Consider the following 15519-nt stretch of genomic DNA (forward strand, 5'->3'; position numbering starts at 1 on the left):
GCCCCGGCCCCGGCGCCCCCTGGTCCTTCCAGAACCGGGCGCCGTCTACTTCCCGCCCTTCGCCTTGTCGCCCTTGGACATGGCGCGCATGAACGTCTCGTCGATGCCGTGGATGCGCAGGCGCACCAGCTCCTCCGGCGTGATGTTCGTGTAGCCCGCGTCGCGCAGCTTCTTCACGAAGTCCGCCGTGACGCCGTGGATGCGGAAGTTGACCAGCTCGTCCGACGTGAGCTTCGCGAAGCCCAGCTCGCGCATCTCCTTCACGAAGGCGGGCTTCACGCCGTGGACGCGGAAGTTGACCAGCTCGTCCGGGCCCAAATCCTGGAAGCCCATCCCGCGCATCTCCTTCACGAAGTCCGGCGTGACGCCGTGGATGCGGAAGTTGACCAGCGTGTCGGCCGCGAGGTCCTGGAAGCCCAGCTCGCGCATCTGCCGGGCGAAGTCCGCGCTGACGCCGTGGATGCGCAGCGAGACGATGTTCTCGGGACCCACGTCCTTGAAGCCCAGCTCCTTCATCTCCTTCACGAAGGCGGGCGTGACGCCGTGGATGTTCATGGCGATGAGGTCGTCCCACGAAAGCTTCGCGTAGCCCGCGTCCGCCAGCTCCTTCACCCGCTGCGGCGTGACGCCGTGGATGCGGCCCTGCACCAGCTCATCCAGGTCCAGCTTGTCGTAGCCCAGCCTCGACAGCTCCTTCACGTACTCGGGCGTGATGTCGAAGATGCCCACCATCAGCAGCTTCTCGACGGGGATGTCCTTGTAGCCCGCGGCCCCCAGGTCCTTGATGCGCTGGGTGGTGACGCCCGTGGCGGCGAGCTGGAACTGCTGGTTCGGCGTCAGCGAGGCGTAACCGAGCGAGGCCATGGCCTTGAGATAGGAATCGCTGGAGGTGAAGCGGTAGTGGCCCGCGCCCTCGCCGTCCTGGAAGCTCCCGGTGAAGGCGAACGTGCCCGCCTCGCGCGGCAGGGTGAAGGTGGCCGGGCCGTCACCGGTGGACAGGCCCTGGAAGGAGGCGCGGGACTCGGTGAAGCCCAGCCGCCCCCGTCCCTTCCGCTCGTCCTCGGGGTGGCTCAGGTTGAGGTGGAGCTTGTCGGGGGACTTCTCGTGCGTGGACGCGCTCCACGTCCCGCGCAGTTCGCTCGCGGCGGACGCGGCGCTGGCCACCAGCATGAGGACACACAACAACCACGAGGACGACGCTCGGCGCATGGTGAGGCTCCTTCGATTCGAGGATGGAGCCCTCCCGTCCGGCGCGCGCCCCTCGGGTGGGGCACGCCGCCGTGGGAAGGCGGTGATGAGCGGTGGGGTGTCCGGAGGCCGGAGGGAGAAAGCCCTCCGACCTCGGCGTGACGGTGTGACAGGTGTTACTTCGTGTCGCGCATGCGCCGGATGAACTCGGCGTCCACGCCGCCGGTGCGCAGGCGCACCAGCTCCTCGGGCGTGAGGTTCTTCAGTCCCGCGGCGTTCAGCTCGCGCAGGAAGTCCGGGTTGACGCCCACCGCGCGCAGCTCGGTGAGGACCCGCGGGTCCTTCGTGTCCACGCCCGCCGAGCGCATCTGCTCCAGCCACGCCGGGTTGACGCCCACCGCGCGCAGCTCCTGGAGCTGGTCCGCCGTCAGCTTCGTCAGCCCCGACTTGCCCAGCGCGCTGATGAAGCCCGGGTCCACGCCCACCGCGCGCAGCTCGATGACCTGCTGGAGCGGCAGGCCCGAGTAGCCCGCCTCCTTCAAGCCCTGGACGTACTGCTCACTCACGCCCACGGCGCGCGCGTCCATCACGTCGCGCGGGTTCTTCGTCTCGAAGCCCGCGCCCGAGAGCGCCGCGACGTACTCCGGCGTGACGCCCAGGTGGCGCAGCTCCACCAACATGCCCGCCTCCAGCTTGCGGCCGAAGACCTCGTTCATCCGCTTCACGAACTCGGGGGTGACGCCCGCGTGGCCCATGCCCACCAGGTTGGACACGGTGGGCTCGAGGCCCATCCCGCGCAGCTCCTTCACCCGCTCCGGCGTGACGCCGGCGACCTTCAGCGCCACCAGCTGGTCCACGGAGAGCGGCTGCCCCGCGCCCACCCGGGTGCTCCCGTCGACGTCGTCCTCACGCTCGAAGTCCACCTTCACCTGCGGCGCGGCCGCGAGCTTCACCTTCGGCGCGAAGTCCACCTTCACGTCCATCGCGGGGAAGGGGGGCGCGGGAGGCGCGGCGGGAGCGGGAGGCGCGGGAGGCGCGGGGAGCATGGCGAGGGTGCGCGGAGGCGTCTGGGCCATCACCAGCGAGGCCAGCGGCGCGGCGACGGCGAGGCCGCTGACGAGCGTGAGCACGGAGGCCCCCGCCACCCAGCGAGAGGAGCAGCGCGACGCGGGCGGGGACACGAGGCGACGAACGCGCTCGGGCAGCGAGCCGCCCAGGGCGGACATGGCGTGGCTTTCGACGGCGGGCATCACGCGCAGCGTCTCCAGCGCGGTGAGGGCGCGGGCGTAGGAGACCGGGTTGGGGCTCGCGCCCACGGCCACGTCGTCGCAGCAGTGCTCGCGCTCCACGCGGATGACGTTGGACATCCACCGCACGGCCGGGTGGTAGAAGAACAGCGTCTCCACCACCACCTGCGCCAGGTTCACCGCGAAGTCATGCCGGCGGATGTGGGCCAGCTCATGCGCCAGCACCATCTCCAGCTGCCGCGCGGGCAGTCCGGACAGCGTGGACACGGGCAGCAGCACCACCGGCGACAGCCAGCCCACCGTGGAGGGCACGTCCACCTCCACCGACTGGAGCAGCCGCACCGCGCGCTTCAGGCCCAGCCGGCCCGACAGCGCGTCCAGCCGCTCCTGCCACTCCCGGGGCGCGGGCAGCGCGCGGCGCGCCAGCTGGTGCAGCCGCACCCACTCCGCCGTCAGCCGTCCGGAGCTGAGCCCCACGCCCGCCACCCACGCGAACACCAGCCAGCGCAAGAGCGTGGGGGCGGCCTTGCTCGCGCGCTCCCAGAGCCACGCCAGCGCCGCGGCCGGCGTCGCATGGCGCCAGTCGAAGCCCCGGTCGCGCGCGGCCTCGAGCGCGGGCCGGCTGTCGGCCCGGAGCGCCCGCGACACGCGCTCCATCACCTGCGCCCGCGCCGCCTGGAACGCCGGGGCCGCTTCGCCTCGCCAGGACGCGGACTGCTCGGCCCGGGCCCGCGTGGCGTGCCGCACGCCCGTGGCCACCGGCAGCGCCACGGCCAGCACCAGCGCGCCGCACGCCAGGGCATAACGCGCGTTCGCCGCGTGACGGCCCACCGTCAACAGCGCCGCCGCCAGCCCCACCGCCACCAGCGCGCCCTGCCAGAGCGAGTGCACCAGCGCCCACCCCAGCGACTCCATCACCAGGCTGCTCATTCGTCCGCTCCTTCCAGGGAATCGAGCAGCTGACGGAGCTGCGCCAGCTCCTGGGGGCTCGTCTTGCGCGAGGACAACGCCTGCATGGCCAGCCGCGCCGGAGAGCCACCGAAGGCGCGCTCCACCAGGTCCGTCACCAGCTGCCGCTGCGTGCGCTGCTCGGTCGCCTTCGCCCGGTAGACGTGCGCGCGCTGCGTCTCGTCGCGCTCCACCAGGCCCTTGTCCGTCATGATCTGCATCAGCTTCAGCACCGTCGTGTAGCCCGGGCCCGCGTCCCCTGGCTCGCGCCGCGTGAGGACCTCATGGACCTCCCGCACCGTGCTGTCTCCTCGCTCCCACAGCACCCGCAGGATGGCCAGCTCGCCATCCGTGGGGCGCGGCAGCACCGCCTCGCTCATGACTCCCTCGCTTCGAACATCCACGAGGCCATCATACGAACGGATTCGTAGATGTCAACGAAGGTCTTCGTAGATGCCGACCATGGGGTGGGATTCACTCCCGAGGTGTGGGTGACGTCAGCGCAAGGGCCGTAGCTTCCCCAGCGGGACGCCTGCCTGCTCCCAGGTTTTACCCACGAGGAGAAGAATCCGTTTTTCCGGGTGGGAAGATTTCTGCCCACGGAGGGAAGCGCGAGGGCCACGCAAGCTTCCCCCGAGTCCAGGCAGGTCGGACTGGGGGGAGGTGGGTGCGTTGCCGCGGAGGCGACCTGACAGGTCGGGCGCGTGGCACATCCGGTGAAAAAGGGTCTGCCCGGCGCGGGTCATCGGGGCTCGAGCCGCGAAGCAAAGACGAGGCAGACACATGAAGGCGTTGAGCAGTTGGATGGGGGCGGCTTGTGCCGCGGTGGTGGGGTTCTCTGGAGTGGCCCAGGCGCACGATTTGACGTGCACCAAGCTGGTGAACGGTCAGGCGTCGGTGACGGCCTCGACGTATCCGTTCACCGCGAACTTCAGCTTCCAGGTCAACAACGTGCATCCGACGTTGCCGTCCATCCTGTTGACGGCCACGGACCCGTTGCTGGCGGGTGAGGGGTTCGTCTTCAATCCGCCGCCGCCGGTGGTGATTCCGGTGGGTGCGTCGGTGACGTCGAACTTCAGCGTCACCCTGGACACGGTCGAGGAGTGCCGGGCGCTGGCGCTGCTGGACGGCCTGCCGGACAACAACATCGACAACACCTTCACCGCGGGCTTCGACCTGGGCAGCTCGCTGTGCACCGCGCGCATCTCCTGTGAGGAGCCGACGCCGGTGTGCGCCAACGCGACGCGCACGCTGGGCTTCTGGAAGAACCACATCCCCGCGGTGCAGCAGTGCCTCGCCGGCGGGCCCGTGCCGCTGGGCAGCATCGGCATCGTCGTGGGCCTGGCGGGCGCCGAGGGCATCCTCTGGGGTGACCCGGCTCGCTACCCCATCACCAACCTGCCGCGCAGCCAGCTGGACCGCATCCGCTTCCTCGCCGCGCGTCAGCTCTTCGTGGCCACCTGCAACCAGCGCGTGTTCGGTGGCGCCACGGTTCCGGCCAACCTGCTCGAGCTCATCCTCACCGCGCTGGGCACCGTCAACTGCAGCCAGCTGAGCACGCTCGAGGCGCAGCTCGACGCGTACAACAACTCCTGCGAGACGACGCCGTTCCCGGCCGGGTTCGACCCCGGTCCCTCGACGCCGCAGCAGGCCGAGGCGCTCGCCATCGACCCGACCATTCCCACGGGGCTGATCTGCATCCCGCCCGTTCCGTGAGCGGCCGCGTCCCACTCCATTCCAGACACATCCGAATCACTGAAAGTCTTTGAGGTATCAAGTCATGAAGAAGTTCCTGATGTCGACCCTGTGGGCCTCGGCCCTGCTGTTCTCCGCCTGCGGCGGGGATGATTCCCGCCAGGTCCCTGGCAATGAAGACCCCGGCGTGGAGACGCCCGTCCCCGGCGGCGAGGACCCGACGCCCGGTGGCGAGGGCCCCACGCCCGGTGGCGAGGACCCGGGCCCCACGCCCGGTGGCGAGGACCCGGGCCCCACGCCCGGTGGCGAGGACCCCGGCACGCCCTCCACGCAGAGCTTCGAGCTGCGCCTGAAGGGCGAGAGCCTGATGGACTTCACCTCGCTGAAGGTGCCCATCTCCGACGTCACCATCACCGCCGAGGGCAAGCCGGTGAACGTGCAGGTGGTGTCGAACCTGCTGGAGATCGCCGACCCCATCCACGCGCCGCTGGCCGCGCGCTTCACGGTGCCTCCCGGCGTCGACAAGGTGCAGGTCACCGTGTTCTTCAACGCCATGGGTGACTTCGCCCGTCACTCCGTGCAGGCCTCGCAGCTCGACGCCCGCGTGGCGCCCATCACCTTCGAGGCGAAGGTGTCCGACCTGAGGACGCGTGGCCGCGCGGTGCTCCACCTGGATGTGTCGCGCTCCATCGTGGACACCTCCGTGTCGGGCTCCAACGGCCTGGTGGAGACCAGCACGCTGCTGCTGCCCTCCGGCGCGGTGAAGTTCTAGCCGACACGGTAGGGGCGAGGCTCCCGGAGGGCGGCGGCGCGGCGCCCTTCGGTGAGCCCTGACAACGGGCGGGTCCTCCTCGTGGGGTCCCGCCCGTCGCCGTGCTCGGGGACTACTCGGGCTGGGTGCCCTGGCCGTCCTTGCCCTGCCAGAAGCGCTTGGGGTGTCCGTCCCCGCGCGTGCCGTGGGACAGCCGGTCCACCCACGGATAGCGCTGGGCCTCCTCGGCGGTGTAGCCCAGGTTGAAGACGGTGGGGCTCTTGGGCAAATCCCCCGCCTTGGCGTAGTAGGTGCCGAAGAGCCGGTCCCAGAAGTAGTTGGTGATGCCGTAGTTGCCCTGCTCGTTGTGGAAGTGATGCGACAGGTGCAGGCGCTTGATGTCCTTCAGGAAGCCCAGCTTCGGCGTGTAGTTCAGGTGCTGGATGCAGTGGCAGAACTCATAGAAGCACGTAATCACCATGCCCCAGCCCAGCGCCGCCGCCGCGCCCGCCTTGCCGCCGATGAGGTAGCCCAAGGGCGCCATCACCCCGCCCACCGTGGGCAGCACGTTGGCCAGCGCGCCGAACAGCACGCGCAAGTCATTGGGGTCCTGGTGGTGGTCGAAGTGGATGCGCTTCCACGTGGCCGCGGTGAGGGGCGACTTGTAGAGGAAGCGGCTGTGCAGGATGTGCTTGTGCACCAGGAACCAGCCGAGCGGGAACACCACGCTCGCGGCCGCCATGGAGAGCAGCGTGCGCACGGGGCTCTCGAACCACTTCACCGCGTACACCAGGCTGACGATGCCCACGGTGATGTAGGCCAGCACGGCGTAGTAGGTGAAGAACGAATAGACTAGGTCGCCTAGCGTCATCCGGTCGAGGTTGTGCTTCCGGTTCTTCAAGAACGAAAAGGGTGCGCTGACCGCCACGGTATGCCTCGCAGGTGGACGCTGCCCTTGGGGGCAGTGGAGCAGGTGGGCCGCGCCATGCCCGCCGGCCTGGGGCATGCGGCGCCGCTGTGAGTAGCAGGGCCCGGGCGCGCTCGCGCCACAATCATCCGGCCGGCTTTTACGTTTTTCTGCGGCCCAAGAGAAGCACCGCTGCTGTGCGTCCCCCCGGTGGGACGCCTGCCCTCCCGCCCGGGTGGGGGCCGAGTCGGCCGGTGGACTTCCCGGCGGGAAGCGCGGAGCCCATGTTCGACGCAAGGGATCAGCGCGGGGAGGCCCTCATGGCGGAAAAGGCTGGGGAAGACAAGGCGCGAGGGAGCAGGGCTCGGGGAAAGGCCGCGGTGACGACGCGGCGCACCCAGCCGATGGAAGGGGAGGACCGGGGCTCGCTCGCCCTACGTCGGCCCACCTCGGAGTACCGCGCGGCGGCCGAGGAGCAGGCGGCGCGGGTTCGCGAGGAAATCGAGGCGGCGCTCCTGGTGGCACGCGACACTCGCGAGGCCATCGAACGTCGCATCGCGGACGAACTGCACGCGCCGCCCGGCAGCTTCCGGGCGCGGGCGCAGCAGCAGAAGCCCAAGCAGCGCCGGACGGCGGCGCGCAAGAAGAAGGGCCAAGCCTCCTGACGCGAGTCTTCTAGCTGTTGAGCCGCGTGGCCGCGCTGGTGGCGGGCCGCGCGGCGTCGTCCACGGGGGCGGGCGGCGTGGCGGACTCCTCGCCCAGGCCCTTGAGCCTGCGCGCCAGCTGCGCGGCCTGCTCCCCCTTGGTGCCCAGCTCGTGGCCCTGCGCGCCGACGAAGGACACGCGGGCGCGCTCCAGGAGGGCCACCTGGGCGTGGAGCTGGGCGAGCAGCCGCTCCTGCTTGCGGCCCAGGGCATCCAGGTGGTTGAGCTCCTCGCCCAGCGAGGACGCGGCGAGCTCCAGCTGGCGTCGCGCCACGGTGTCCTGGGTGGCGGCGGCGCGGGCGCGAAGCTCCTTCACCTGCGCGTCCACGTCATGGGCCACCACGGAGTCGAGCTGCGCGGTGAGGCCCGCGTGGGCCTCCGCGAGCGAGAAGCTCTCCGCGGCCATCTTCTCCACCACGCCGAGCAGCTCCTGGCGGCCGGGGCTCGCGGGCAGGCGCAGCGCGGAGCTCTTGCACTGCTGATACAGCCCGAGCGCGCGCGTGGTCAGCTCCTTGGCTTCACCCGAGAGCGTGCCCTGCAGCGTCTTGCCCCGCGCCTCGACGGCGTCGGTGTGCAGCACCAGGTGCGACATCAGCGTGCCGGTGCTCCAGAAGAGCGCCACGCAGGCGTAGCCCACCACCAGCGAGACGAGCGCGGTGTTCCCGAGAAAGTGGGCATCCAGCACCTGCTGCACGTACAGGCCCACCGGGGTGAGCACACCCGCGGCGGCGGCGCTCAGGGCGACGGGGACGGGCGCGCCGGGCTGTTCGCGGCCATGGCCCAGCCACGTCACCAGCGCGGCGGCGATGCAGCCCGCCACGCTCTGGGCCAGGGGCCACGGAGCGGAGAAGAGGAAGGGGAAGACGGGCAGCACGGTGAGGGCCGCGCGCAGCCCCCAGCCGCCACCCTTGGCCGTCCGGGCGGCGGCGAGCGCCGCGCCCAGCACCGCGAAGTAGCCCGGCTCCAGGGTGAGCCGGACGACGGGCTCGAAGGGGGCCCACAGGCGCAGCGCCAGCGCGGCGAAGATGCCCATGCACGCTCCACCCCCCAGCGCGCGCAGGGTGCGGGACTCGAACTCCTCGCGGTGGAGGATCTGCAGGGAGAGGGCCATGGGGCTGCACCGTCCTGACTAGTAGGCGTTGTTCTCGCCGAAGTTCTTCATGGTCTTCTTGTAGAGCTTCAGCGACTCGCGGCGGACCTCGTCGTCACTCGATGCCCCCTCATAGGCTGCCTGGGTCTGGTCCAGCTCCGCAAGCTCCCCCGAGAGCGCGTCCGCGGACGAGCCGAAAAGCTTCCGGGCGTTGCCCAACAGACCCATGGCGGCGCCGCGGTTGCCGCGCTTCATCTCCTCCGCGGCGGCGCGCATCTGCTGGGTTCCCAACGCTCGCACGGCGTGCACGCGCACCTCCCGGTCCAGGTTGGCGCGCACCAGCGAGGCGTCCTGGGTGACGACGGCGGACAGGGCCAGCTTCGTCTCGGCGCGCATGTCGCGGGGGACGTCCATGTAGCGCACGCTGGCCTGGAGCAGCGGGAGCGCGTCGGACGTGACCTGGGTGTTGAGCGTCAGCTTCACGACGACGCGGATGGACTGCTCGCCAGCCAGGTCGTACAGCGGCACCTTGAGGGTGGTGCCCTCGCGGGTGGAGGGCAGGCCGAGCACCTGCGCGTCGCGGGCGACGGGGGGCAGCTCCAGGCGCAGCTCCACCTGACGGGCGACGGTGCTGGTGGCCTGGTCCAGCTCGCGGGAGAAGACCTCCGCCAGCCGGGCCGAGTCCTCGATGAAGCCGGAGAAGCCGCCGCCCTGCTCGGCCATGCCGCGCATGAGGGAGGCCTGGTAGTCCTCGCCCACGCCGAGCGCGCTGACGGTGATGCCCTCATCGCGCAGCTGGCGCGTCAGGTGGAACAGCTCCGGCTCGGTGACGATGCCGGTGGTGGGCTGGCCGTCGCTCAGGAGGATGGCGCGGCTGACGCGGTACTCGCGCAGGTGGGGGCGCAGGGCGACGGCGGCCTCGGTGAGACCGCCGCTGATGTTGGTGGAGCCGTCATCGCGGATGTTGGCGATGGCGGAGAGCAGCTCCTGGCGGACGGCCTCGGTGACGGGGCGGCTGGGGAGGACCTTCACGTCGGTGCCGTAGTGGATGAGGGCCAGCCGGTCCTCGGCGGTGAGGCGGCGCACCAGCTCCACGGCGGCGCTCCTGGCGTCGGCGAGCTTCTGGCCGCTCATGGAGCCGGAGCGGTCCACGACGAGGGCCAGGTTGACGGGGACGCGGCGGGCGGCGGTGGGGTTGGGGCGGGCCTTGACCTCCAGCCACGCGAAGGCCTCGCTGGGGCCCGTCTGGATGTAGCTGCCGGACAGCTTGCCGGAGAGGACGAGGGCGCCGTCATCCGGCAGGGACATGACGTGCGGCAGCAGGGTGGTGGCGGGGGGCTCGTCGGGCTGGGCCACGGTGTGGCTGGTGTCGGTGACGGGCGGGGCAGGAGGCGCGGGCGGCGGCGGAGGCTTGCCCAGCGAGAGCGCGCCCAGGGCGAGCAATCCGGCGGCGGACAGCAGCAGCAGGGTGCGGTTCATGCGGTTCCTCGGGGTGTGTGGCTTTGGCGGGGGGGACACTCGCCCGTCCGCCCCCCGGACCGCATCGGTCACCGGGAGGAGGGTCCCCCCGATGACCGATAACCCAGACGTCAGACATTGCGGCGCGAGGCATTCCGGGTCGCTGGACACCTCACCGCCCCGCTGGGTTCCCGGAGTCGGCGGATCCGGACCCCGAGGTGTCGCTCGGGGAGGATGGGGCGGATCATCATTTCTTCCCGAGAACCAAGAATCGAAGCAACTGCTCTCCGGGGATTCCGATAATCGGGAAGGTCGGAGCTTCTCCGACCGCGACTTCAGAGGGTCGGGACCGCACTGGGAGCGCGCCCGCCAGGAGAGGAAGACATGTCCACGATTGGCAAGACGGGTTCGCGCACCCCCACCTATGTGAAGCCCGAGCCGAAGCAGGAGACGGCGAAGCAGCCGGCCCAGGCGCAGCGCAACGCGGTGAAGACGGCGGTGGACCAGCGGATGAAGGACGGCTTCGACGCGGCCCCGGCTCGCGCGGGCTCGGCGTCCCGGCCGCAGGTGCTCACCGAGACGCGCACCACGGAGAACGCTCCGCCGAGCCCTGGTGGTGGGCTGGGCAAGGCCATCGCGAAGATCGCGGAGAAGGTGAAGCAGGCCGCGGGTTCGGCCACGGCGCCGCAGGTGAGCACGAACGCGAACGGTCAGACGGTGGTGGACCTGGGCGCGGGGAACAACACCGCGACGGTGACGATGAACAAGAGTGGCGGGCTGGTCATCAAGTCCGGCTCGGACACGGTGACGCTGTCGCCGGAGCAGTCGAAGAACGCCATCATCAACGGCGGCGCGGGTAACGACTCCATCACCGTGGACAAGAACGTCACGGTGGACGTGACGCTGGACGGTGGCGAGGGCAACGACAAGCTGACGGGTGGCGCGGGTCACGACACCATCCGCGGTGGCGCGGGCAACGACACCATCATCGGCGGCACGGGCAACGACTCGGTGTCCGGTGACGACGGCGACGACTACGTGGAGGGTGGCGCGGGCGACGACCTGGTGCAGGGCGGCGCGGGCCGCGACGTGCTCTACGGCCTGGACGGCAACGACTTGCTCAACGGCGGCGAGGGCCGCGACTACATCGACGCGGGCGCGGGCGATGACACGGCCACGGGCGGCGCTGGCGATGACCAGGTCATCGGTGGCCGCGGCGACGACACCCTGTCGGGTGGCGAGGGCAACGACGCGGTGGCGGGCGGCGCGGGCAAGGACACCGTCAGTGGCAACGCCGGCGACGACAAGCTCTACGTCGAGGAGGGCGAGGAGACGGCGGACGCGGCCGAGGGCGAGCGGACCATCGTCGACATGACGGACGCGGACCAGCGCGGCAGCTCGGTGAAGGTGGAGGGCTCGCCGGAGTTCCAGGCGCGCGTGCAGTCGGACCTGGACGCGATGCGCTCGCTGCCGTCGGGCCAGGAGCTGCTGGGCACGCTGGACAAGAGCGGCCGCTCGACGACGATTCGCGAGACGTCCGGTGGCAACACGGCGTCGGGCACCAACTTCAACGATGGCTTCTTCAACGCGGACGGCACGCCGGGCAAGGGCTCGGATGCGTCGGTGAACTACAACACCACGCGCATCTCGCTCGGTGGCGACGAGTGGATGAACCGTCCCCCGATCGTCGGTCTGTTCCACGAGCTGGTGCACGCGTCCGACATCGCGAACGGCACGCTGGCGAACGGCTCGAAGGACGGCGTGCGCAACCTGGAGACCTCGGCGGTGGGTCTGCCCATCGACCTGGACCAGAACCCGGCCACGCCGGACGTGGTGCAGCCGGGCCGCCCGGGTGAGAACGTCCTGCGCGACGAGCTGAACCTGCCCACCCGTCCGCACTACTAAGCCGCGCTTCGATGTGAGCCGCCGATGCTGGCGGGGGGCCTCCGAGGGCGCCCCGCCTCCGGCGTGGTGCCGACGTGGATTCAGGGCTGCGCGCAGGATGCGCCTGTTCCACGTTGGGCGTGCTCCGCACATGCACGTGCCTTCGGCGTGGTGCCGACGTGGATTCAGGGCCGCGCGCAGGATGCGCCTGTTCCACGTTGGGCCTCTGCTTGGGCGCGCGCCTCCAGCGTCGTGCCGACGTGGATTCAGGGCTGCGCGCAGGGACGTGCCTGCTCCTGGTTGAGGGCGCGCTCCGCTCGCGCACTCGCCTCAGGGGCCGTGTCGACGCCGATTCAGGGCTGCGCGCAGGGATGCTCTTGCTCCATGCGGGAGCACGCGCTTCCATCGCCGCATCAACATGGATTCAGGGCTGCGCGCAGGGACGTGCCTGCTCCTGGTTGAGGGCGCGCTCCGCTCGCGCACTCGCCTCAGGGGCCGTGTCGACGCCGATTCAGGGCTGCGCGCAGGGATGCGCCTGCTCCACGAGGGGGCTCTGCTCGAGCACTCGCCTCTGGCGCCGCGTCGACGTGAGGCAGGGGGGCGTGTGCTGGGTTGATTCGCACTCCCCTCCGCCAACCTCCTGGAACAACAGGCTCTTTGTGCGACGCGGACGCGTCGCGCGCCAGCGACTCGGTCCCGTGCCCCCATGGAACGAGTGATCCGCTCCCAGCCCCGGGCCTCGAAGCAACTGGCGTCCTGAGGTCCCGATAATCAAGGAGTTCGGCGTTGGTCCGCCTCACAGGCACGGGCCGCCTCAGGGAGAAGCCGCATGTCCACGATTGGGAAGACCGGTTCGCGCAGCACCTCGTACGTGAAGCCCGAGCCGAAGCAGGAGACGGCGAAGCAGCCGGCCCAGCGTCCCAACGTGGTGAAGACGGCGGTGGACCAGCGGATGAAGGACGGCTTCGACGCGGCTCCGACGCGCGCGAGCACCCCGTCCCGCACCGGTGGCAGCGACTTCGAGGGCGCGCCCCCTCCTGGCCCTGGTGGTGGACTGGGCAAGGCCATCGCGAAGATCGCGGAGAAGGTGAAGCAGGCCGCGGGCTCGGCCACGGCGCCGCAGGTGAGCACGAACGCGAACGGTCAGACGGTGGTGGACCTGGGCGCGGGGAACAACACCGCGACGGTGACGATGAACAAGAGTGGCGGGCTGGTCATCAAGTCCGGCTCGGACACGGTGACGCTGTCGCCGGAGCAGTCGAAGAACGCCATCATCAACGGCGGCGCGGGTAACGACTCCATCACCGTGGACAAGAACGTCACGGTGGACGTGACGCTGGACGGTGGCGAGGGCAACGACAAGCTGACGGGTGGCGCGGGTCACGACACCATCCGCGGTGGCGCGGGCAACGACACCATCATCGGCGGCACGGGCAACGACTCGGTGTCGGGTGACGACGGCGACGACTACGTGGAGGGTGGCGCGGGCGACGACCTGGTGCAGGGTGGCGCGGGCCGCGATGTGCTCTACGGCCTGGACGGCAACGACTTGCTCAACGGCGGCGAAGGCCGTGACTACATCGACGGTGGCGCGGGTGACGACACGGCCACGGGCGGCGCGGGCGATGACCAGGTCATCGGCGGCCGTGGCAATGACCGGCTGAGCGGCGGTGAAGGCAACGACGCGGTGGCCGGCGGCGAGGGCGCGGACACCGTCAGCGGCGATGCCGGCGACGACAAGCTCTACGTCGAGGAGAACGAGACCACCGACGGCGCCGCGAGCGAGCGGACCATCGTCGACATGACGGACGCGAGCCAGCGCGGCCGCTCCGTGACGGTGGAGGGCAGCGCAGACTTCCAGGCGCGCACGCAGTCGGACCTGGACGCGATGCGCTCGCTGCCGTCGGGCCAGGACCTGCTGCGCACGCTGGACGACAGCGGCCACTCGACGACCATCAAGGAGACCACCAGCGGCAACTCCGCGTCTCCCGCCAACCGCGATGATGCCTGGTTCAACACGGACGGCACGCCGGGCAAGGGCACCGACGGCACGGTGAACTACAACACCACGCGCACCTCGCTCGGCGGCGAGGAGTGGATGACCCGTCCTCCCATCGTGGCCCTGTTCCACGAGCTGGTGCACGCGTCCGACTACGCCAATGGCACGCTGGCGCGCGGCGAGAAGAACGGCGTCAACAACCGCGAGACGTCCGCGGTGGGCCTGCCCATCGACCTGGACCAGAACCCGGCCACGCCGGACGTGGTGCAGCCGGGCCGCCCGGGTGAGAACGTCCTGCGCGACGAGCTGAACCTGCCCACCCGCCCGCGCTACTAGTCCATGCGGACCCTGCTCCAGGCTGGCGCCCTCGGCATGGCGCTGGCCATAATCGTCGGCTGCACGCGGGCGGAGCGCCCGGTGAATGCGGGAGGAAGCGTGGCCCAGGCGGACGTGGTGGAGCTGAAGGTGGAGTCGGTGTCGAGCGGGCCCGAGGGGCTCGCCGTCTCGTACGCGGTGCACAACGGCTCGCCGCGCGAGGTGCTGCTCGTGGACGGCCTGCCGGAGTGGGGGCCCACGGGCTACGTCGGCCTCGCCCCCGAGCGCGCGTACGTGGAGCTCTCCGGTGACGGCGCCGTGCTGCTGCGCGCGCTGGTGCCCGTGCCGGAGAACCTCGACGTGGAGGCGCCCGAGGTCCCCACCGTCAGCGCCCTGGCGCCCGGCGCCACCGTGTCCTCGCGTCTGGTGGTGCCCCTGCCGCTGCGCACGTCGCTGCCCTATCCCCAGGGCACGGAGACCACGCTGGAGCTGTCCGCCGTGCGCGAGCTGCGCCTGCGCGTGGGCTACCTGCCGGACGCCTCCGAGGTGCGGCTGCACGGCACGACGGAAGCGGGCGGGCGCACCTTCCGCACCGCCGAGTATGGCCAGGTGGTGACGCGTCAGCGCCTGCTGGACAGCGGGCCGCTGTCGCTCGACGGCGTGAAGTAGTCCGTCAGGGCGTGCGCCATAGCAGGCACGCCGGCGCGTCGTGTCCCGGCATGGCCAGCACCTGGAACGACGCCTCACGAGGCAGCGCGCGGAAGGCCTCCGACTCCACGGCCTTCCGCACCGCCTCACGCGCGCACTGGAGTGAGCGCACCACCAGCAGCTTCTCAAGCGGAGCGAACACCTCCAGCGCGCGAAGCCCGCGGTCCTCGGCCAGCTCCAGCAGCGCATCGCCCACCGAGCCCAGCCCGAAGCCGCCGCAGGTGTCGAAGTTGGTCGCGCTGGAGTCCAGCGCGTTCTCCGTCGCGGTCTCTTCGTAGTGGTGCTCGACGAGCCCCTGGCCCCACACCTCCTGGGGCACGTAGGGGCTCACGTCGCCGCCCGCCCAGTAAAGCAACAGGCCCGACAGCGGCCGGACGCGGGCGCGGCGCACGCCGTCCAGCGCCTCCCAGACGTACGCCTCCTGCCGCAGGTAGCGAGGCTCGCGGTACATCCCGAAGCTCTTCACCAGCCCCGCCGTCATCACCGCGACGAGCCCCGTGTCCACGGCCTGGGCCTCGGCCACCTGCGCGCTCACCTGCTCGAACCCGTCCGACTCGCGCACCTGTGCGAGCAGCCGCGCGGCGCATGTCTCCAGCTCTCGCAGCTCCTCATCGGTCCACACGCG

At 70.8% G+C, this 15519-nt stretch carries 13 protein-coding genes; 6 read left to right on the forward strand and 7 right to left on the reverse strand.

Translation table 11 applies throughout. The annotated features are described in order from the left end of the window. Window positions 1-45: 45 nt before the first annotated feature. The 3 genes from K8625_RS05730 to K8625_RS05740 form a co-directional block, all read right to left on the reverse strand. Window positions 46-1209: a 4-hydroxy-3-methylbut-2-enyl diphosphate reductase gene (locus K8625_RS05730; RefSeq protein WP_223782084.1), complete on the reverse strand. Its 1164-nt coding sequence runs from the start codon at window positions 1207-1209 to the stop codon at window positions 46-48. A gap of 155 nt (window positions 1210-1364) precedes the next feature. Next, entirely contained in the window at window positions 1365-3365 is a 2001-nt protein-coding gene (locus K8625_RS05735; protein ID WP_223782085.1) for a M56 family metallopeptidase, read from the reverse strand. After that, window positions 3362-3763, reverse strand: a complete 402-nt coding sequence (locus K8625_RS05740) for a BlaI/MecI/CopY family transcriptional regulator (protein ID WP_046710388.1) — start codon at window positions 3761-3763, stop codon at window positions 3362-3364. Before K8625_RS05740 ends, K8625_RS05735 begins: the two co-directional genes overlap by 4 nt. A 403-nt stretch (window positions 3764-4166) precedes the next feature. On the opposite strand from K8625_RS05740, the gene K8625_RS05745 reads away from it, so the two are divergent. Then, window positions 4167-5099, forward strand: a complete 933-nt coding sequence (locus K8625_RS05745) for a hypothetical protein (RefSeq protein ID WP_223782086.1) — start codon at window positions 4167-4169, stop codon at window positions 5097-5099. 64 nt (window positions 5100-5163) lie between these two features. Next, entirely contained in the window at window positions 5164-5850 is a 687-nt protein-coding gene (locus tag K8625_RS05750) for a hypothetical protein (protein ID WP_223752074.1), read from the forward strand. 112 nt (window positions 5851-5962) lie between these two features. On the opposite strand, the gene K8625_RS05755 is transcribed toward K8625_RS05750, so the two are convergent. Continuing rightward, window positions 5963-6757 (reverse strand): sterol desaturase family protein, encoded by a 795-nt coding sequence (locus K8625_RS05755; protein ID WP_223782087.1) that lies wholly within the window; start codon window positions 6755-6757, stop codon window positions 5963-5965. Window positions 6758-7116: 359 nt separating this feature from the next. On the opposite strand from K8625_RS05755, the gene K8625_RS05760 reads away from it, so the two are divergent. Continuing rightward, window positions 7117-7401, forward strand: a complete 285-nt coding sequence (locus K8625_RS05760; RefSeq protein ID WP_223782088.1) for a hypothetical protein — start codon at window positions 7117-7119, stop codon at window positions 7399-7401. A gap of 10 nt (window positions 7402-7411) precedes the next feature. Here the strand turns inward: K8625_RS05760 and K8625_RS05765 are convergent, their stop codons facing one another. After that, entirely contained in the window at window positions 7412-8551 is a 1140-nt protein-coding gene (locus tag K8625_RS05765) for a hypothetical protein (RefSeq protein ID WP_223782089.1), read from the reverse strand. A gap of 18 nt (window positions 8552-8569) precedes the next feature. Beyond that, window positions 8570-10009 carry a VWA domain-containing protein gene (locus tag K8625_RS05770; protein ID WP_223782090.1) on the reverse strand — a complete coding sequence of 480 codons (1440 nt, stop codon included), beginning with the start codon at window positions 10007-10009 and terminating at the stop codon, window positions 8570-8572. Between the two features lie 363 nt (window positions 10010-10372). Between K8625_RS05770 and K8625_RS05775 the strand changes: the two genes are divergently transcribed. The 3 genes from K8625_RS05775 (at window position 10373) to K8625_RS05785 (ending at window position 14855) form a co-directional block, all read left to right on the forward strand. Further along, a complete protein-coding gene (locus K8625_RS05775) occupies window positions 10373-11893 on the forward strand; it encodes a M91 family zinc metallopeptidase (protein ID WP_223782091.1) in 1521 nt (506 codons plus the stop codon). A gap of 808 nt (window positions 11894-12701) precedes the next feature. Then, window positions 12702-14207: a M91 family zinc metallopeptidase gene (locus tag K8625_RS05780; protein ID WP_223782092.1), complete on the forward strand. Its 1506-nt coding sequence runs from the start codon at window positions 12702-12704 to the stop codon at window positions 14205-14207. Between the two features lie 3 nt (window positions 14208-14210). Next, window positions 14211-14855, forward strand: a complete 645-nt coding sequence (locus tag K8625_RS05785; RefSeq protein WP_223782093.1) for a hypothetical protein — start codon at window positions 14211-14213, stop codon at window positions 14853-14855. Between the two features lie 4 nt (window positions 14856-14859). Here the strand turns inward: K8625_RS05785 and K8625_RS05790 are convergent, their stop codons facing one another. Then, window positions 14860-15516, reverse strand: a complete 657-nt coding sequence (locus K8625_RS05790) for a hypothetical protein (protein WP_223782094.1) — start codon at window positions 15514-15516, stop codon at window positions 14860-14862. Window positions 15517-15519 lie beyond the last annotated feature (3 nt).

Origin of the sequence: Myxococcus sp. AS-1-15 (assembly GCF_020037055.1) — a bacterium.
Classification (GTDB): Bacteria; Myxococcota; Myxococcia; order Myxococcales; family Myxococcaceae; genus Myxococcus; species Myxococcus fulvus.

Bases quoted from the DNA above. Each gene is read 5' to 3' on its own strand.
- K8625_RS05730 (WP_223782084.1), bottom strand. From the start codon at position 1,209: ATGCGCCGAGCGTCGTCCTCGTGGTTGTTGTGTGTCCTCATGCTGGTG.
- K8625_RS05735 (WP_223782085.1), bottom strand. From the start codon at position 3,365: ATGAGCAGCCTGGTGATGGAGTCGCTGGGGTGGGCGCTGGTGCACTCG.
- K8625_RS05740 (WP_046710388.1), bottom strand. From the start codon at position 3,763: ATGAGCGAGGCGGTGCTGCCGCGCCCCACGGATGGCGAGCTGGCCATC.
- K8625_RS05745 (WP_223782086.1), top strand. From the start codon at position 4,167: ATGAAGGCGTTGAGCAGTTGGATGGGGGCGGCTTGTGCCGCGGTGGTG.
- K8625_RS05750 (WP_223752074.1), top strand. From the start codon at position 5,164: ATGAAGAAGTTCCTGATGTCGACCCTGTGGGCCTCGGCCCTGCTGTTC.
- K8625_RS05765 (WP_223782089.1), bottom strand. From the start codon at position 8,551: ATGGCCCTCTCCCTGCAGATCCTCCACCGCGAGGAGTTCGAGTCCCGC.
- K8625_RS05770 (WP_223782090.1), bottom strand. From the start codon at position 10,009: ATGAACCGCACCCTGCTGCTGCTGTCCGCCGCCGGATTGCTCGCCCTG.
- K8625_RS05775 (WP_223782091.1), top strand. From the start codon at position 10,373: ATGTCCACGATTGGCAAGACGGGTTCGCGCACCCCCACCTATGTGAAG.
- K8625_RS05780 (WP_223782092.1), top strand. From the start codon at position 12,702: ATGTCCACGATTGGGAAGACCGGTTCGCGCAGCACCTCGTACGTGAAG.
- K8625_RS05785 (WP_223782093.1), top strand. From the start codon at position 14,211: ATGCGGACCCTGCTCCAGGCTGGCGCCCTCGGCATGGCGCTGGCCATA.